General features: G+C 43.6%; 16 protein-coding genes and 1 riboswitch. Of the genes, 10 read left to right on the top strand and 6 right to left on the bottom strand.

Going from position 1 to position 13,915, the window contains the following annotated elements:
- Positions 1–138: 138 nt before the first annotated feature.
- From ACFQWC_RS16145 to ACFQWC_RS16125, 5 genes are all read left to right on the top strand, one after another.
- Positions 139–657 (top strand): RNA polymerase sigma factor, encoded by a 519-nt coding sequence (locus tag ACFQWC_RS16145; protein ID WP_299742799.1) that lies wholly within the window; start codon positions 139–141, stop codon positions 655–657.
- Entirely contained in the window at positions 644–2,062 is a 1,419-nt protein-coding gene (locus ACFQWC_RS16140) for a hypothetical protein (protein WP_377108462.1), read from the top strand. Before ACFQWC_RS16145 ends, ACFQWC_RS16140 begins: the two co-directional genes overlap by 14 nt.
- A 178-nt stretch (positions 2,063–2,240) precedes the next feature.
- Positions 2,241–3,620, top strand: a complete 1,380-nt coding sequence (locus ACFQWC_RS16135; RefSeq protein WP_299742805.1) for a Glu/Leu/Phe/Val family dehydrogenase — start codon at positions 2,241–2,243, stop codon at positions 3,618–3,620.
- A gap of 128 nt (positions 3,621–3,748) precedes the next feature.
- Positions 3,749–3,967 carry a DUF1659 domain-containing protein gene (locus ACFQWC_RS16130; RefSeq protein WP_299742808.1) on the top strand — a complete coding sequence of 73 codons (219 nt, stop codon included), beginning with the start codon at positions 3,749–3,751 and terminating at the stop codon, positions 3,965–3,967.
- Between the two features lie 40 nt (positions 3,968–4,007).
- Positions 4,008–4,226, top strand: a complete 219-nt coding sequence (locus ACFQWC_RS16125) for a DUF2922 domain-containing protein (RefSeq protein WP_299742811.1) — start codon at positions 4,008–4,010, stop codon at positions 4,224–4,226.
- A gap of 101 nt (positions 4,227–4,327) precedes the next feature.
- On the opposite strand, the gene ACFQWC_RS16120 is transcribed toward ACFQWC_RS16125, so the two are convergent.
- The 4 genes from ACFQWC_RS16120 to ACFQWC_RS16105 are packed head-to-tail and all read right to left on the bottom strand — an operon-like array spanning position 4,328 to position 7,580.
- Positions 4,328–4,633 (bottom strand): PTS sugar transporter subunit IIB, encoded by a 306-nt coding sequence (locus tag ACFQWC_RS16120; protein ID WP_299742814.1) that lies wholly within the window; start codon positions 4,631–4,633, stop codon positions 4,328–4,330.
- Between the two features lie 12 nt (positions 4,634–4,645).
- Positions 4,646–4,960, bottom strand: coding sequence for a PTS sugar transporter subunit IIA (locus tag ACFQWC_RS16115; protein WP_299742816.1), 315 nt, complete (start codon positions 4,958–4,960; stop codon positions 4,646–4,648).
- A complete protein-coding gene (gene celB, locus ACFQWC_RS16110) occupies positions 4,957–6,249 on the bottom strand; it encodes a PTS cellobiose transporter subunit IIC (RefSeq protein WP_377108459.1) in 1,293 nt (430 codons plus the stop codon). The genes ACFQWC_RS16115 and celB overlap by 4 nt, the downstream gene beginning before the upstream one ends.
- 23 nt (positions 6,250–6,272) lie before the next feature.
- On the bottom strand, positions 6,273–7,580 hold the full coding sequence (locus ACFQWC_RS16105) for a 6-phospho-beta-glucosidase (protein WP_299742822.1): 1,308 nt from the start codon (positions 7,578–7,580) through the stop codon (positions 6,273–6,275).
- 221 nt (positions 7,581–7,801) lie between these two features.
- On the opposite strand from ACFQWC_RS16105, the gene ACFQWC_RS16100 reads away from it, so the two are divergent.
- The 5 genes from ACFQWC_RS16100 (at position 7,802) to ACFQWC_RS16080 (ending at position 12,410) form a co-directional block, all read left to right on the top strand.
- Positions 7,802–8,527 (top strand): GntR family transcriptional regulator, encoded by a 726-nt coding sequence (locus ACFQWC_RS16100; RefSeq protein WP_299742825.1) that lies wholly within the window; start codon positions 7,802–7,804, stop codon positions 8,525–8,527.
- 20 nt (positions 8,528–8,547) lie between these two features.
- Positions 8,548–9,243 (top strand): chitin disaccharide deacetylase, encoded by a 696-nt coding sequence (gene chbG / locus ACFQWC_RS16095; protein ID WP_377108456.1) that lies wholly within the window; start codon positions 8,548–8,550, stop codon positions 9,241–9,243.
- Between the two features lie 478 nt (positions 9,244–9,721).
- Positions 9,722–9,827: riboswitch (SAM riboswitch) on the top strand.
- Positions 9,828–9,898: 71 nt separating this feature from the next.
- On the top strand, positions 9,899–10,912 hold the full coding sequence (locus ACFQWC_RS16090) for a methionine ABC transporter ATP-binding protein (RefSeq protein WP_148970314.1): 1,014 nt from the start codon (positions 9,899–9,901) through the stop codon (positions 10,910–10,912).
- Complete coding sequence (locus ACFQWC_RS16085) at positions 10,902–11,567, top strand: methionine ABC transporter permease (protein ID WP_044338425.1); 666 nt, start codon at positions 10,902–10,904, stop codon at positions 11,565–11,567. The genes ACFQWC_RS16090 and ACFQWC_RS16085 overlap by 11 nt, the downstream gene beginning before the upstream one ends.
- Before the next feature lie 21 nt (positions 11,568–11,588).
- Positions 11,589–12,410: a MetQ/NlpA family ABC transporter substrate-binding protein gene (locus ACFQWC_RS16080; RefSeq protein WP_299742844.1), complete on the top strand. Its 822-nt coding sequence runs from the start codon at positions 11,589–11,591 to the stop codon at positions 12,408–12,410.
- Between the two features lie 84 nt (positions 12,411–12,494).
- Here ACFQWC_RS16080 and ACFQWC_RS16075 read toward each other — a convergent pair whose 3' ends face one another.
- Both ACFQWC_RS16075 and ACFQWC_RS16070 read right to left on the bottom strand, forming a co-directional pair.
- A complete protein-coding gene (locus ACFQWC_RS16075) occupies positions 12,495–12,611 on the bottom strand; it encodes an SEC-C metal-binding domain-containing protein (RefSeq protein WP_377108527.1) in 117 nt (38 codons plus the stop codon).
- 137 nt (positions 12,612–12,748) lie between these two features.
- Positions 12,749–13,684 (bottom strand): hypothetical protein, encoded by a 936-nt coding sequence (locus tag ACFQWC_RS16070; protein WP_377108453.1) that lies wholly within the window; start codon positions 13,682–13,684, stop codon positions 12,749–12,751.
- Positions 13,685–13,915 lie beyond the last annotated feature (231 nt).

The following is a 13,915-nucleotide window of genomic DNA, read 5'->3' as shown; positions in this document are numbered from 1 at the left end:
AGTGCCTTGCACCGAATGTAATCATTCATGCAGCAGGATAAGTTTTTTTATAAGGAATTGGAAATTTAATCTAAAAAGTGAAATGATTTCAACTTCTATATCGTCTAATATATAAAAGAAAAAAAGCGGGGGAATGGGATGTCCAACAATAGATTGGTCGCAGATTGGTTTCGGCTTTACAGTGATCCTATATATACATTCTTGGTATATCGAATGGGTACCACTGATGTGGAAGATCTTGTTCAGGAAGTATTCATTCGGGCACTGAATTCCGTGGAATCGTTTGAGGCAAAAGCGAATCCGAAAACATGGTTATATTCCATTGCCAGGAATCTGGCCCTTGATGAACTGAGAAAGAAGAAGAGGAATAAATGGTCCATTACATCTTTTTCCCCAACAAATCATGAAGCCGCTTCATTAGAAACACCGGAATCTCTTTATTTTCTGAATGAAGGAAGTCGCGAACTTCTAACCACTATTCAGAAGCTTAAATCCAATTATCGGGATGTGGTGGTTTTAAAAGGAATAAATGGCTTTGATGTAAAAGAAACGGCCACCATTCTTGGGTGGACGGAGAATAAAGTTCGGATCACCTATCACCGTGCGTGTAAAAAGCTTCAATCCATAACAGGAGGATATACAAATGAAGAATCATAATGAAGACAATCTATCTAAAAACCTTCCCCCGCTTCAATTAAATGACGAGGCGAAAGAACGGATTCATACAGCCATCCTACATCATGAGCCTTCTCCGGCTTCCCGGATGAAAGCCTGGAAAGAAGGCAGGTTTAAAAGCTTTGCCGCTGCAGCGGTAGGATTGTTGGTTTTCTCAATCTTGACGTTATATGTCATTTCCGAAACAGAAAAAGAGAAAGCAAATCAGTTATTCGCTGATGCAGAGGAGAACATTCAAGCGGTTTATGAAGAAATGGAATTGAACCTGCAAGAAACGGAAGAAGGCGGATTACTAAAAACGATTGAACCGTCAGAACTAAAGTCGGCTCAAGTATCACTGAAAAATGCTGAGAAGGAAATGTTGAAAAGTGGAGAAGAGAAGGAAAGGGAACTGCGTCAACATTTAATTCCGATGATGAAAGAAATAGAGGATTATAACCAAATCGTTCCAGTGGCAAATGAGCTTCAACAGGATATAAACGATATACGCAGTCTCCTGGAGAAAAGTCCTTTAGAAGAAAAAATGGCCGATAAGGTAGCTTCAATAAAAAAGGAACTGGCAGATAAATTAAAGACATTCGACAAACTTGAAAGCCCATCCCTTAGAGCGTTTTTTACTAATCAATATTCCACACAGGTGAATCGTATGGATCAAACCTTTAGTCAATACAAGGAAGTTCAAGAAGAAATCGAAAACCTTAAAGCGATTGCAGAAGAACAATCTTTAAACGAAGAGGATTTCGGGCAAGAAGCAGAGAGAGTGATGAAACAGGTTACAATTTTGCCGGATAATCAGACGACTGCTGAGATGAAAGAAGAAATAGAGTCGGCAAAAGATGCGTTCGATCAGGTGAAAGAAGAGGCGGAGAACAAAAAGCGCCTTGAAGAAGAAGCGAGTCTTGAAAAGGAAAAGGTAAGCAGCGGCGAGGTAAGAAGTGCCTCTGCAGATGAGAAAGAAAAAGAAGATACAAACCAAGATAGTCCTGAAGACGAGCTATACCCAATGGAATTCACCATGACTGATTCAAATGGACATACGTTTAAGCTAAGTCGTGATTTCGAAATATATAAAATCGGAAAGGGATATGACGACATTGCGAAAAGGTACGGAGGGCGCTTCTACTATACTCCTAACTCAGATATGTCACACGTCATTATAGGCAGAAAGATCATAGCGACCATTTCTCTCGTGTCTGCAGCTGATGTGGAATATAAAGACCTCTTTATCGATTTGATGTCACTTCGATCCAAGAAATATACAAGGGACCAATTCGCTTCCATTGTAGAGACGGTCATCCAGAGTGGTGAGCCTTATAAAGTGGAGGAAGGGGACTCGGGGGAGTTACTCCAGGTGAAAAATGGAGTGTTGGTTTATCATGGGTGGTAGAGAGTTATCAGAAAAAGTAGATATTGAAAGGCCACACCCTTTGGATAAGGTGTGGTTTTTTCTGTTTGATCAGATTGGCCGATTTGAGAGTTTAAGAATAGTCGTTTTTATCCAGGGATAGAAGGGTAACATTATAGTAGATACCAATATTTTCATTCATTTATAGGAGGGACCCGATTTGATCAGCCAAACAAGAGATATTGTTCAGAAGTCATTGGATGCTTTATTAGAGGACGAATCTTTTTTACCTGAAGTGAAAAGTGAGACAAGAAAGAAAGCGTTTACGTCTTTGACTTCCATTCTGTCGACACCGAATCACGTACATAAATCGTATTTACGGATTCCGTTGGAGGACGAGAAGGTGGTCCGTATCCCCGCTTTCCGTGTTCAGCACAATAATGCCCTCGGGCCTTATAAGGGAGGGATACGTTTTCACGAAACGGTGAATGAGGAAGAAGTCGTGAACCTGGCTTCTTTGATGACGTTGAAGAATGCCCTTCATGATGTTCCATTCGGTGGGGGAAAAGGCGGGATCATCCTGAATCCCCGTGAGTATTCCGAGAAGGAGCTTCATTTGATTGCGAGGAAGTATGTCCAATATTTCAGCGATGTCCTTGGACCCGATAAAGACATTCCTGCGCCTGATATGGGATCGGGAGAACGTGAAATGGACTGGATGATGGCTGAGTACAAGAGTATCCGGCCGGGGATGCCTTATAGAGGGAGCTTTACGGGAAAAAGCGTTGTGAACGGCGGTTCGTTGGGCCGGAGGGAAGCGACGGGAAAAGGTGTCTTCTTTACATTCCGCTATCTCGTTCATGATTTTGTGAAGGAACAGAAGAGTCTATTGACGAAGACGGATAATGTTTTTGCGAAAACGGCTCTGGATTTTGAGGATCGTCCCTTGACGATTTCAGTGCAGGGGTTCGGGAATGTAGGGTCGGTGGCGGCACTTGAAGCCTATCAATCCACTCATTTACAGAATAAAGTGGTGGCGGTGAGTGACCGGAATGTTACGTTGTTTAACTCGGATGGTCTTGATATTCCGGCATTGGTTGAGTTTACGATGAAGAATAAAGGAGATCTTCCCACGAAGGATGAACAGCTGAAGGAAATCGGCGTGAAGGCTGAGGTCCGTGGTCGTGAAGAGGTTCTGTACCTGGATGTGGACGTTCTGATGTTAGCGGCGTTAGAGGATCAGGTACACAAGGAAAACGTGGAAAAAGTGAAAGCAAGAATCATCGTGGAAGGAGCCAATGCTCCAATCACAACGGAAGCGGATAAATATTTAAGTGATAAAGGAGTCATTATCATCCCCGATATCCTGGCCAATGCCGGAGGGGTCATCGTCTCCTACTTTGAATGGCTGCAAGGACGGGAAACCCAGTTCTACACAGAGGAAGAAGTATTCAACCTCCTCTACGACAAAATGAAATCAACCATGGACACCGTCCTGCCGCTATTCTTCGGCGATCCATTCCCACTGCGCCAAAACTGCTACATCCACTCCGTCATGAAACTATCGACGGTTCTATACAGGCAAGGAAAACTTTATTAAGAACGAGGGACGGACCTCTATTCCTAGGAGCTGGTACTAGGAATGGAGGTCCGTCCCTCTTTTTTTTCAAACGGGGTGTCCTTCGCTCTTCCTATTCCCTATATAAAGGGTGAAAGGAGGTGAGGCACATGGCAACAGCGGATTTAAAGTCTACGAGAATACGACTGGCTTACAATGATGGCCTGGACGAGAAAGGGAATCCTAAGTTTGTGTATAAATCGTACAGCTACATCAATGCACTGGCAACAGCGGATGAGATGAACAGCGCAGCTTTATCGCTGGCTAGTCTTTCATCAAAAGGATTGTCCAACATCGAGAAGGTCCAAAGCTTCGACATTAACGAGTAAGGGTAGATCGATATTTTAAAAGAAAGGAGGTAGATGCAGCATGGCAAAAGTATTAGAACTGGAATTCCAAACGGAAACGGGGAAGCCGGCGAAACTAACCATTAATGACCCAATCGAGCCGATTGATACTGTGGCGGTGAAAGCAGCGATGGATAACCTGATCGCGACCAATGTGTTTGGAAGTTCCAATGGTGCACTCGTGAGTGTGGAAGGAGCCCGTGTGGTAGAACGTAATGTGACGGATTATGAAGTAATGTAATCGATTGGAAGTGTTCTCCTGTATAGGGGGGGCACTTTCTTCATGTTCCTCAATATGAAAAAAGAGTAACCTGTTCCAGGTCACTCTCAGTCATGAAACAATTATTTTCCCAACAGCCCTTCTGCCTGCTCTAACACCTTCGCACCATTCATCATTCCATAGTGCATCCCATCGATGACATCTACCTTAATATGATAAGGCTCTGCCTTTTCAATGATTTTAGAAGATAGATAGCGGACTTGAGGTCCGATCAGGATGACGTCCAGTTTATCTAAATGATTGCTTAAGTCAGCTTCAGATGTAGCATTAATGGTGGCTTCAAGGCCTTTTTCTTCAGCGGCTTTCCGCATTTTTTGGACTAACATACTCGTTGACATGCCTGCCGAGCAGACCAGCATGATATTCATATAAAGCACTCCTTACTTGTTTTGGTGGATTTCGATGATTTCCTGTGCCAGTTCTTTCACGGTGATGGCATTCATGAGATGATCCTGGGCGTGAATCAATAGAATCGTAGGATTCTGTGTGTCACCACTTGCTTCTTTTTGTAGTAATTGCGTTTGATAGTGGTGAGCTTGATGTACTTCTTTCGCTGCTTCAGCCATTTTTTCCTCCGCTATTTCGAATTGTTTCTTCTTTGCAGCTTGGAGGGCTTCCATGGCGGAAGACCGTGCGTTTCCAGCATGTAATATGATATGAAAAGAAATCTCTTCTAAAGTCAGATTTGCATTCATGCGATTTTATCACTCGTTTCGGTTGTTTTCTTTAATTGGGCCCGTTCCGATGCGAGCAGGAATGGGATATACATGAGTGTGGCAATCGTCAGGTTCACTAGTTGAAGGACAATCCCACTCCAGGATCCCCCCGTTACAAGGTAGCCACTGATGATCGGTGGTGTCGTCCAAGGAACAATCGCGACGGTTTTTGGTACAACTCCTAAACTCAGTGCCAGGTAAGATGTAACAGTGAGCACGACTGGGACCAGTAAAAACGGGATAAACATAAGCGGGTTTAACACGATCGGCAATCCAAAGATGACCGGTTCATTTATATTGAAGACACCAGGTGCAGCAGACAATTTTCCGACTGTGCGGTAATGCTTCGTCTTCACCACAAGGAAGATGGCGATGATCAAGGCGATCGTCGTACCGGATCCACCCATGTACACATAAGCATCGAAGAAGGGCTTTGTCACAATGTATGGCACGTCAAAGGCACTCATACCATCTGCGAACAGCTGCTGATTTTTTTCAATTAAAGGAAGGTAGATCGGTTCGATGATCGGACCTAATATGTTTGTGCCATGTAAGCCAAAGAACCAAAGGAAATGATTTAAGAAGGCTACAACAATAGCTGATGGCAGTGAGTTTGAGACGGCTTGCAATGGTTCCTGAACCACCGTAAACACGATTTCGAATATACTTTTCTCTGCAAAAGAAGTTAAGAGAGCTTGAATGAGACCAATAAGAATCAAAATGATCGTAGCCGGGATCAGAGCTTTGAATGATTTCACTACCCCTTCAGGTACACCGTCCGGCATACTGATCGTAAACTTCGAGCGAATCAACACTTTGAATAATTCTGTGACAAGGAGGGACGTGATCACGGCGACGAATATCCCTTGTGCTCCGGTCCAGGCGTAGGAAATCCCCCAGTCTTCTGTTACCGGTGTGAGGATGATGAGTGAAGCTATCGATACTAATGCTGCTGACAACCCATCGATATGATAGGACTTGGCTAAATGATAACTGATGGATGCAGCGACGAGCAGTCCGAGGATGGCGAATGATCCATTCCACATATTCCCCCCGACGGATTTCCAGCTTTCGCCGAATACAGAGACCATAAAATTTTGAAAGGCATCAATCGGCAGATTATTTAATAAGACAGCCAAAGATCCCACGATGATCAGCGGCATGATCGAAACGAATCCATCACGGATGGCAACGAGATGTCGTTGGGACCCGATTCTTCCTGCAATAGGCATAAACTTGCTTTCCATAAACCCCATTACTTTACTCATTTCTCTTTCCCCCATTTACTAGATTAATTGAATTGCGGTAAAAACTCTTTGTGAGCTTCCAATAATTCATCGACTAGTTGTCTTGCTACCCCTTCGTTCTGTACTAGCGGATTCATCACCATGGCTCTGTAGGCGTCGGAGTACTCACCAGATCGTGCTGCTTGTATCACTAATTCTTCGAAAGCTTTCATCTGTTGGATGATTCCTTTAACAGATGGAGGCAGCGGGCCGGTGGCGATTGGCCGAGGTCCGTCCCTCGTAATGACGGCGTTTACTTCGATGACAGCGTCGTGTGGCAGGTCCGGGATGGTTCCGTTGTTCAGTGTGTTGACGGTTTGGATGTCTCCTGAGTTGTTGTAAATGCTCGCCATGAGGCTGCAGGCAGCATCACTGTAGTAGGCACCTCCTCGATTTTCCAGTTCTTTTGGTTTTTCATTTAACTCCTCTTTCATATATTGTATGAAAAGTTCTTTTTCAACTTTTCGAACAACCTCTGCCCGTGTACCGTTTTCTCTATAAGCTTGAAGGTCCTTTTCCAACACAGAGTCCCGTTGGAAGTAGTATTGATGATAAGGATTGGGAAGCATCCCGAGAGCTTGTAAAAATTCCTTCGACCATCCGAGTGAGACGATGTTGGCCGGTGAGTAATCCACTTCTTGATGGATCAGTTTTTGCAGAACCTGATCGGTGACATCCTGACCTTTGACCCAAACCTTTTTTCCAAACACAAAATGATTCATCCCTACAAACTCGATTTGTACTTCATTTGCAGAACAATTCATCATCTCGGCGACGCTGTTTTTCATGTTGAAAGGAATATTGCACACCCCGATGACTTTATGATGTGTACTGTATTTAAGCAGGGCTTCCGTAACAATGCCTGCCGGGTTGGTAAAGTTAATAAGCCATGCATGGGGACAAATCTGTTGGATGTCATGACAAATTTCCATTAGGACCGGAATGGTGCGCAAGGCCTTGAATATACCGCCTGCTCCATTGGTTTCCTGACCGATGACACCATGACTTAACGGTATCCGTTCATCTTTTTCCCTGGCTGAGAGGCCGCCCACCCTGATTTGTGTTGTCACAAAGTCAGCGCCAATTAAGGCATCCCTGCGGTTAAGGGTCCATTCCAATTCAATCGGCACACCTGCTTTTTGGATCATTCGACGAGCAAATTGCCCGATAATCTCAAGCTTCTCTTTCCCTGCTTCGATGTCTACAAGCGTTATGTCCGTGACAGGAAAAGATTTGTATCGGTGGATGAACCCCTCGATAATTTCTGGTGTATAGCTTGATCCGCCTCCGATTATGACCACCTTTAATGACATTCTGTCGAGCTCCCTTCATTTTGAAAGCGATTTCTATTTTTTATAATGTATCATACAAATTTTCACTCGTCTATATATTGTAATGACAAATATAAATTTTATGACTATTTTTTATTTAATTGTAATAACAAATTATTTTTATGATAAAATGATTAGGAATAGAGAATTGCACGTGGATGTGTTATAACAAATATAGGAAGAAAGTGGAAGGGAGAAACAGAATGAAAGAGACACAAGAAGCAAAGGCCCTGCATTCGCATGTAAAAGAAGAAATCATCCACATGATTAAAAATAAAGAATATGCGCCGAATACAAAACTGCCGACAGAGGCGGAGTTTTGCGAAAAGTTCAATGTCAGCCGTACGACGATCCGGACGGCGCTCCAGCAGCTGACACTTGAAGGTTACGTGTATCGCGAGCAAGGAAGAGGAACCTTTGTCGCAGAAGAGAAAGTCAGTCAAATCCTGTCCTCGACGATCGACAACTACACAGAGCAACTGCGATTACAAGGTAAGAAACCTAAGATCAAGGTACTGAGCATGAATGTCATCCCGGCAGAATCCACAGTGGAAAAAGCGTTGGAATTGAAGAATGGAGATCCCGTCAATCGGTTAGAGAGGATCCGATATTCAGACGGGCTGCCCCTGCAATATGAGGTGGCCTATCTGCCCTGGTACAAGACGCCAGGACTTGATAAAGACGAATGTGAAAGATCTCTTTACAAGCTCCTGGAAACACAGTTTGAGATAAAAATTAAAAAAACCATCGAAACCATCGAGCTATTTTTAGCAGATGAGCGAGTGGCAGGGAAGCTTGAGGTACCAGAGGGGACACCTTGCTTTATGATCGAAACGACTGCTTATGTAGAGGATGGATCCGTGATCGAATTTTCCAAAGCGATCTTCAGAGGAGATAAAGCGAGCTTTCTTGTAGAAAGAACCTATTAGAAAAAAGGGGATGGGGGATTATGAGGAACGTGATCGTCAATGCAGATGACTTTGGTTTATGCCGGGGAGTGAACTATGGCATCGTTGATAGTCACCGGTTTGGAATTGTCAACTCAACAACGATGCTTGTCAATATGCCCGGGACTCTGCATGCGTTGGAATTGGCGAAGGTTTTTCCTGAATTAAAGGTTGGGATCCATTTAACACTGACATGCGGGAGACCGGTTTCGGCCGGGGTACCATCACTACAGGATGAAAGAGGCTTTTTCCGTTACACCAGCAGGATTTTTGAAGAAAAAGAAATCAATGTGGATGAGGTTGAAATGGAGTGGGAGGCTCAGGTGGATAAATTTCTATCATTCGGTCTGCCCCTTTCTCATATTGACAGTCATCATCATGTTCATAGCTTTCGACCACTGATCCCGGTGGTGAAGAGATTGTCAGAGCGCTTTGGGGTACCGGTCCGGAATGTTTTTGGTGATAAGGGTGGCGAAATGGATGTGTTAACCGATCGGTTCTCGATGGACTTTTATGGGGACGGAGTGTCGGTTGAAGGATTGAAGAGGATTTTGGACAGCAGGGATGGAGGTGAGACGCTTGAGATTATGTGTCATCCGGCTTATGTTGATTCCTATTTGAAGATGAATTCTTCTTATTGTGAGCAGCGGTTGAGGGAGTTGGATGTGTTGACAGTGATTAAGGAGTGGGCGTTTTAGTTTTCGTTTGGTTGTTTGAGAGATTAGAATATTTGTAGTGAGTTGTTATGACAAATGATCGGGGTGCTGCTATTGAAGGTAGTGCCTTTTTGTATTGGTAATGGAGGTTAGTCCCAATTGGAGGTGGAAAGGAATGTTTTTGGATAATATGTATGGTTTTTGAGTCTTTGAGATGGTGTAAAGGCAGGATATTAACTGAAATCGATGTGAGATACATGGATTGATAGGGTGCGAGGAGTTTTATTATCGACATTCCCCCTTTTATTATCAACTTTAGGAATATATTATTAACTGTAAAAAAGTGGATATATTCCACCCCAAGATCAAACCCTAGTCCAACAACACAAAAAAACCTTCCCTAGTACAACAATAAAGATAACGCTTACATAAAAACAACTGTAAAATTCCCTATTGACTTCCATTCCCATACCCAGTATTATCCTCTATAAGATTAAAAAATTAGAAAATTACATACTTTCAATTATCCAGAGTGACCGAGGGATCAGGCCCTACGACGTCCGGCAACCTCCAGTATTGGAACGGTGCCAATTCCTGCAGAATGATTTCATTCTGAGAGATAAGTCGAGATAAACAGGCGATGCTTCTTTCAGTTGAAAGAGGCATTTTTTATTGGATGAAAAAAGGGGTGTGCACATTGATCGAGATTCGAAATCTAGTTAAAACCTACAGTACAAAAAAGCAAACGGTGGTCGGTGTCGATAACGTTTCCGTAAAAATCGAAAAGGGTGAGATTTTTGGAATCGTCGGATACAGTGGAGCGGGGAAGAGTTCACTCATTCGCTGCCTGAATTTATTAGAAACCCCTACATCAGGAGAAATCATCATTGACGGACAGGATTTCACGAAACTCACGTCCAAACAATTAAGACTCGCCCGTCAAAAAACGAGCATGATCTTTCAACATTTTCACTTGATCAAATCCAAAACGGTGTTTGACAATCTGGCTTTTGCCTTGAAAGCGGCTAGTGTACCTAAAGCGAAAATCAAGCCCAGAGTCGTCGAGCTCCTTGAGATGGTCGGTCTATCGGACAAAGCAGATGCGTACCCGGCCCAGCTCAGCGGAGGACAAAAGCAAAGAGTCGGGATTGCGAGAGCCCTTGCGAATAACCCATCGGTTTTACTTTGCGACGAAGCGACCTCGGCACTCGATCCGAATACAACGAAATCAATCTTGAAACTATTGAAAAAGATTAATAAAGAACTAGGTTTGACCATCGTCCTCATCACACACGAGATGGAAGTGGTGAAAGAGATATGCGACCGGATGGCCGTGATGCAGGACGGGAAAATCGTGGAGGAAGGGCCGGTTTACGACCTGTTTGCAGAACCTAAGCAGCCTTTAACGAAGCAATTCATTGAAACAATCCTTCAATTTGAACTCCCGCCGCACCTCGTGGAATCAAGGAAAGGAAAACTGATCAAAATCCAATTCAAAGGATCGATCGCAGAGGAAAGCGTCGTATCGGAAGTGTTCCAGAAATACAAGGTGCGAGGCAATATCCTGCACGGCAAGATCGAATATATTCAGGAAGTGCCACTGGGGATTTTCATCATGGAGCTGATTGGCTCCCATGAAGAAATCGAAGCAGCGATCCGATTCATCACGCTGAAGACGCAGAGCTTGGAGGTGCTTGAGAATGCTGCCTGATTCATTGACTGCGATTTTGCCAGAATTGAATAAAGCCTTTTTTGAAACGGTCTATATGGTGGGGATTTCACTTGGAGTCGCGATTTTAGTGGGATTACCGCTTGGGATTCTTCTTTTTGTAACAGACAAAGGCTTGTTTTTACAAAATAGTTTGATTAAAAAGGTCGTTGGATTTGTCGTCAATATGGTGCGGTCGGTTCCGTTCATTATTCTATTAGTAGCACTCTTACCATTAACCAAACTATTGACCGGAACCACGATCGGACCGACGGCAGCATCCGTATCACTCTCTGTTGCGGGAATTCCATTTTTTGCGAGAATGGTAGAAACGTCATTGCGAGAGATTGATAAAGGTGTCATTGAAGCTTCGGTTTCAGTGGGGGCAAGTCCTTGGATGATCATTAAGGACGTGCTGTTACCGGAAGCACGACCGGCGGTGATTCAGGCAATCACGATTACAACGATCAGTTTAGTCGCCTATTCCGCCATGGCTGGGATCGTCGGTGGAGGCGGAGTCGGGGACCTGGCGATCCGCTTCGGATACTACCGTTATGACAACACGGTGATGATCACGACCGTCGTCATTTTAATTTGTTTAGTTCAGCTCATCCAGTATACGGGTGATGTGTTTGCACGATTAGTCGATAAACGATAACTACTTTAGGGGGAACAACAAGTGAAAAAGTGGATTTTATTCGTAGCATTAGCGGTAACAATGAGCATTCTTGCAGCTTGCGGCGGGGACGAAGCAAGTTCAAGCGCGGAAGATAAAAAAGAGGTAACCATTGGAGCGACATCCGGACCATACAGTGATATGGTGACAAAAGCGATCAAGCCCGGTCTTGAAGAAAAAGGATACACGGTTGAAGTGAAAGAGTTCAGTGATTACATCCAGCCGAACAACGCACTGGCCCAGGGAGATCTGGATGCGAACCTTTTCCAGCATAAAATCTACATGGAAACCTTCGCGAAACAGCATAATATGGATTTATCCGAAGTGATTGTCGTACCAACGGCTCCAATGGGAATCTACTCACAGAAGTTCGATTCGATTGAAAACATAAAAGAAGGCAGTGCCATTGCCATTCCTAATGATCCGACGAACGCAGCACGGGCGTTTCAGATTCTGGAGGATGCTAAGCTGATCACGTTAAAGCCGGATACAGATCCATTGACTGTTTCAGAAAAAGATATTGCAGAAAACGTGAAAAACCTGCAATTCAAACCAATCGAAGCAGCACAGCTGCCAAGAGCAGTTGACAGTGTTGATCTATCTGCGGTTCCAGGGAACTATGCACTCGCTGCCGATATGGACTTACTTGATTCACTTCAGCTGGAGGACATGCCCGATCAGTATCGAAACCGAGTGGTTGTAAATACGAAGGACGTTGACTCACAACTGGTGAAAGACATCAAAGCAGTCGTCGAAGCAGACGAATTCGAGAAAATCATCGACGAAGAATTCAAAGGCTTCGGTAAGCCTGAGTGGATGGAGTAGAGGGACGGACCTCTAGTCGGGATATTTAATATAAGAAAGCCATAGGGACGGGCTTCCGCAAAATGCGGAGGTCCGTCCCTCATTTTATAGACAGCACTTCTTATATTTTTTACCGCTGCCGCATGGGCAAGGGTCATTGCGTCCTACTTTTTCTTCGTTTATGACGGGTTGTGGAATTAGCGCGGCTGGTTCATTCAACATTTCAAGTTCCATTACCTCCAGTAAGTGTCTCCACTCTGGAAGTTTGGGGTGTTGGATGCCATTCATGACGCAATTGACATATAGTGATTCTTCTAAGCAAAGCAGCCCATCTTCATACCCTGTTTCAATTAAAACTTCTATCCTGGGAATCGCGTCTGTTGATAGATGTCGACATAGATTATATGTCGACATAGATTATCTGCCATGATTGTTCTGGCGGTTAGGTCCTCGGTTTGATCAAACAGTCTTAGTAATGCTTGTACAGCTTCTTTAGTTTTGATCCTTCCAAGTACATCCAAAGTGTAGAAAAAGGTGTTTCCGTAGAGTGCTATTTTTTCAACTTCTTGTACGACCAGGTCCGTCCCTATTTTGACGAGGGTATTTGCAATTTCCTCAAATAAAAAGTCGCCTTCCTCTTCGTTTTTAAAGAGACTCACTAATAGGGGGACTACACTTTCTTCCCGCATTTCACCTGCCATGTAGACAACATATATCCCTTCAAATCCGAAAAACTCCTCTTCCTCCATAATGTTCTGAAGTCCATTCTGTACTTCCCAGCTTTCAATGCCCCCTTTTTTTATAAGCTCCTTGATGATTCTTTTCCCATGATCATAAAAGTCTTGGTCAAACTCATATTCATCCAGGTAAACCATAACATCAGCCAACGCCATGTATAGTTCTTCAATAGTTAAAGAAGGAAGCTTCTCTACTTCTTTTAACTGTTTCTCCCCTATGTATTGATTTACTTTATTTCTGTATGCAATTAATAATTCTGTGCTGGCGTTTGTAACTAATTGAATGTAGGACAGTCGGTTGTTATCCTTTTTACTCATGACATCTAAACGATTTACTACTTCATTCAATCCTTCTTCATTAAGAGGTAAGTACAGTAAATTAGGGAGAATAGGCGAAGAATATTCCGAAACCGGTCCCCGATCAACGGCCTTCAATCCGGTCAAAAACGTATCCCCTCCAGGTAAATAAGTATCCTCCAACATTTCAATGGCATACCTCTGCACAAATGGGTCCTCACTCAAAAAATACGGTTCGACCCTTTCAACAAAACGATCCATCCAACCATCCTTTATCTTTCATATTTTCCTATAGTGTAATGGGTGAGAAAGGAAAAGGGAAGAGGGACGGACCTCTAACTCAAGGTCAGAATAGGATAACGTGATAAGGACGGACTTCTGCAAAAAAACGGAGGTCCGTCCCTCTTTTTTTTCAATTTCAAAGGATTTTCCAAGTTTTTATCGAATATATGCATTAACGGTATTATTAAGGAACTTTTCCTTAAATAATCA

The organism is Rossellomorea sp. GCM10028870 (genome assembly GCF_042666755.1).
In the GTDB taxonomy this organism is placed as follows: domain Bacteria; phylum Bacillota; class Bacilli; order Bacillales; family Bacillaceae_B; genus Rossellomorea.
The sequence above is the reverse complement of the archived record's forward strand: the minus strand, read 5'-3'. Positions and strand labels throughout refer to the sequence as shown.

What these genes read in the sequence shown, in the direction of transcription:
- ACFQWC_RS16145 (WP_299742799.1), top strand. Translation starts at nt 139, where the DNA reads ATGTCCAACAATAGATTGGTCGCAGATTGGTTTCGGCTTTACAGTGAT.
- ACFQWC_RS16140 (WP_377108462.1), top strand. Translation starts at nt 644, where the DNA reads ATGAAGAATCATAATGAAGACAATCTATCTAAAAACCTTCCCCCGCTT.
- ACFQWC_RS16130 (WP_299742808.1), top strand. Translation starts at nt 3,749, where the DNA reads ATGGCAACAGCGGATTTAAAGTCTACGAGAATACGACTGGCTTACAAT.
- ACFQWC_RS16125 (WP_299742811.1), top strand. Translation starts at nt 4,008, where the DNA reads ATGGCAAAAGTATTAGAACTGGAATTCCAAACGGAAACGGGGAAGCCG.
- ACFQWC_RS16120 (WP_299742814.1), bottom strand. Translation starts at nt 4,633, where the DNA reads ATGAATATCATGCTGGTCTGCTCGGCAGGCATGTCAACGAGTATGTTA.
- ACFQWC_RS16115 (WP_299742816.1), bottom strand. Translation starts at nt 4,960, where the DNA reads ATGAATGCAAATCTGACTTTAGAAGAGATTTCTTTTCATATCATATTA.
- celB (WP_377108459.1), bottom strand. Translation starts at nt 6,249, where the DNA reads ATGAGTAAAGTAATGGGGTTTATGGAAAGCAAGTTTATGCCTATTGCA.
- ACFQWC_RS16105 (WP_299742822.1), bottom strand. Translation starts at nt 7,580, where the DNA reads ATGTCATTAAAGGTGGTCATAATCGGAGGCGGATCAAGCTATACACCA.
- ACFQWC_RS16100 (WP_299742825.1), top strand. Translation starts at nt 7,802, where the DNA reads ATGAAAGAGACACAAGAAGCAAAGGCCCTGCATTCGCATGTAAAAGAA.
- chbG (WP_377108456.1), top strand. Translation starts at nt 8,548, where the DNA reads ATGAGGAACGTGATCGTCAATGCAGATGACTTTGGTTTATGCCGGGGA.
- ACFQWC_RS16085 (WP_044338425.1), top strand. Translation starts at nt 10,902, where the DNA reads ATGCTGCCTGATTCATTGACTGCGATTTTGCCAGAATTGAATAAAGCC.
- ACFQWC_RS16075 (WP_377108527.1), bottom strand. Translation starts at nt 12,611, where the DNA reads ATGTTGAATGAACCAGCCGCGCTAATTCCACAACCCGTCATAAACGAA.
- ACFQWC_RS16070 (WP_377108453.1), bottom strand. Translation starts at nt 13,684, where the DNA reads ATGGATCGTTTTGTTGAAAGGGTCGAACCGTATTTTTTGAGTGAGGAC.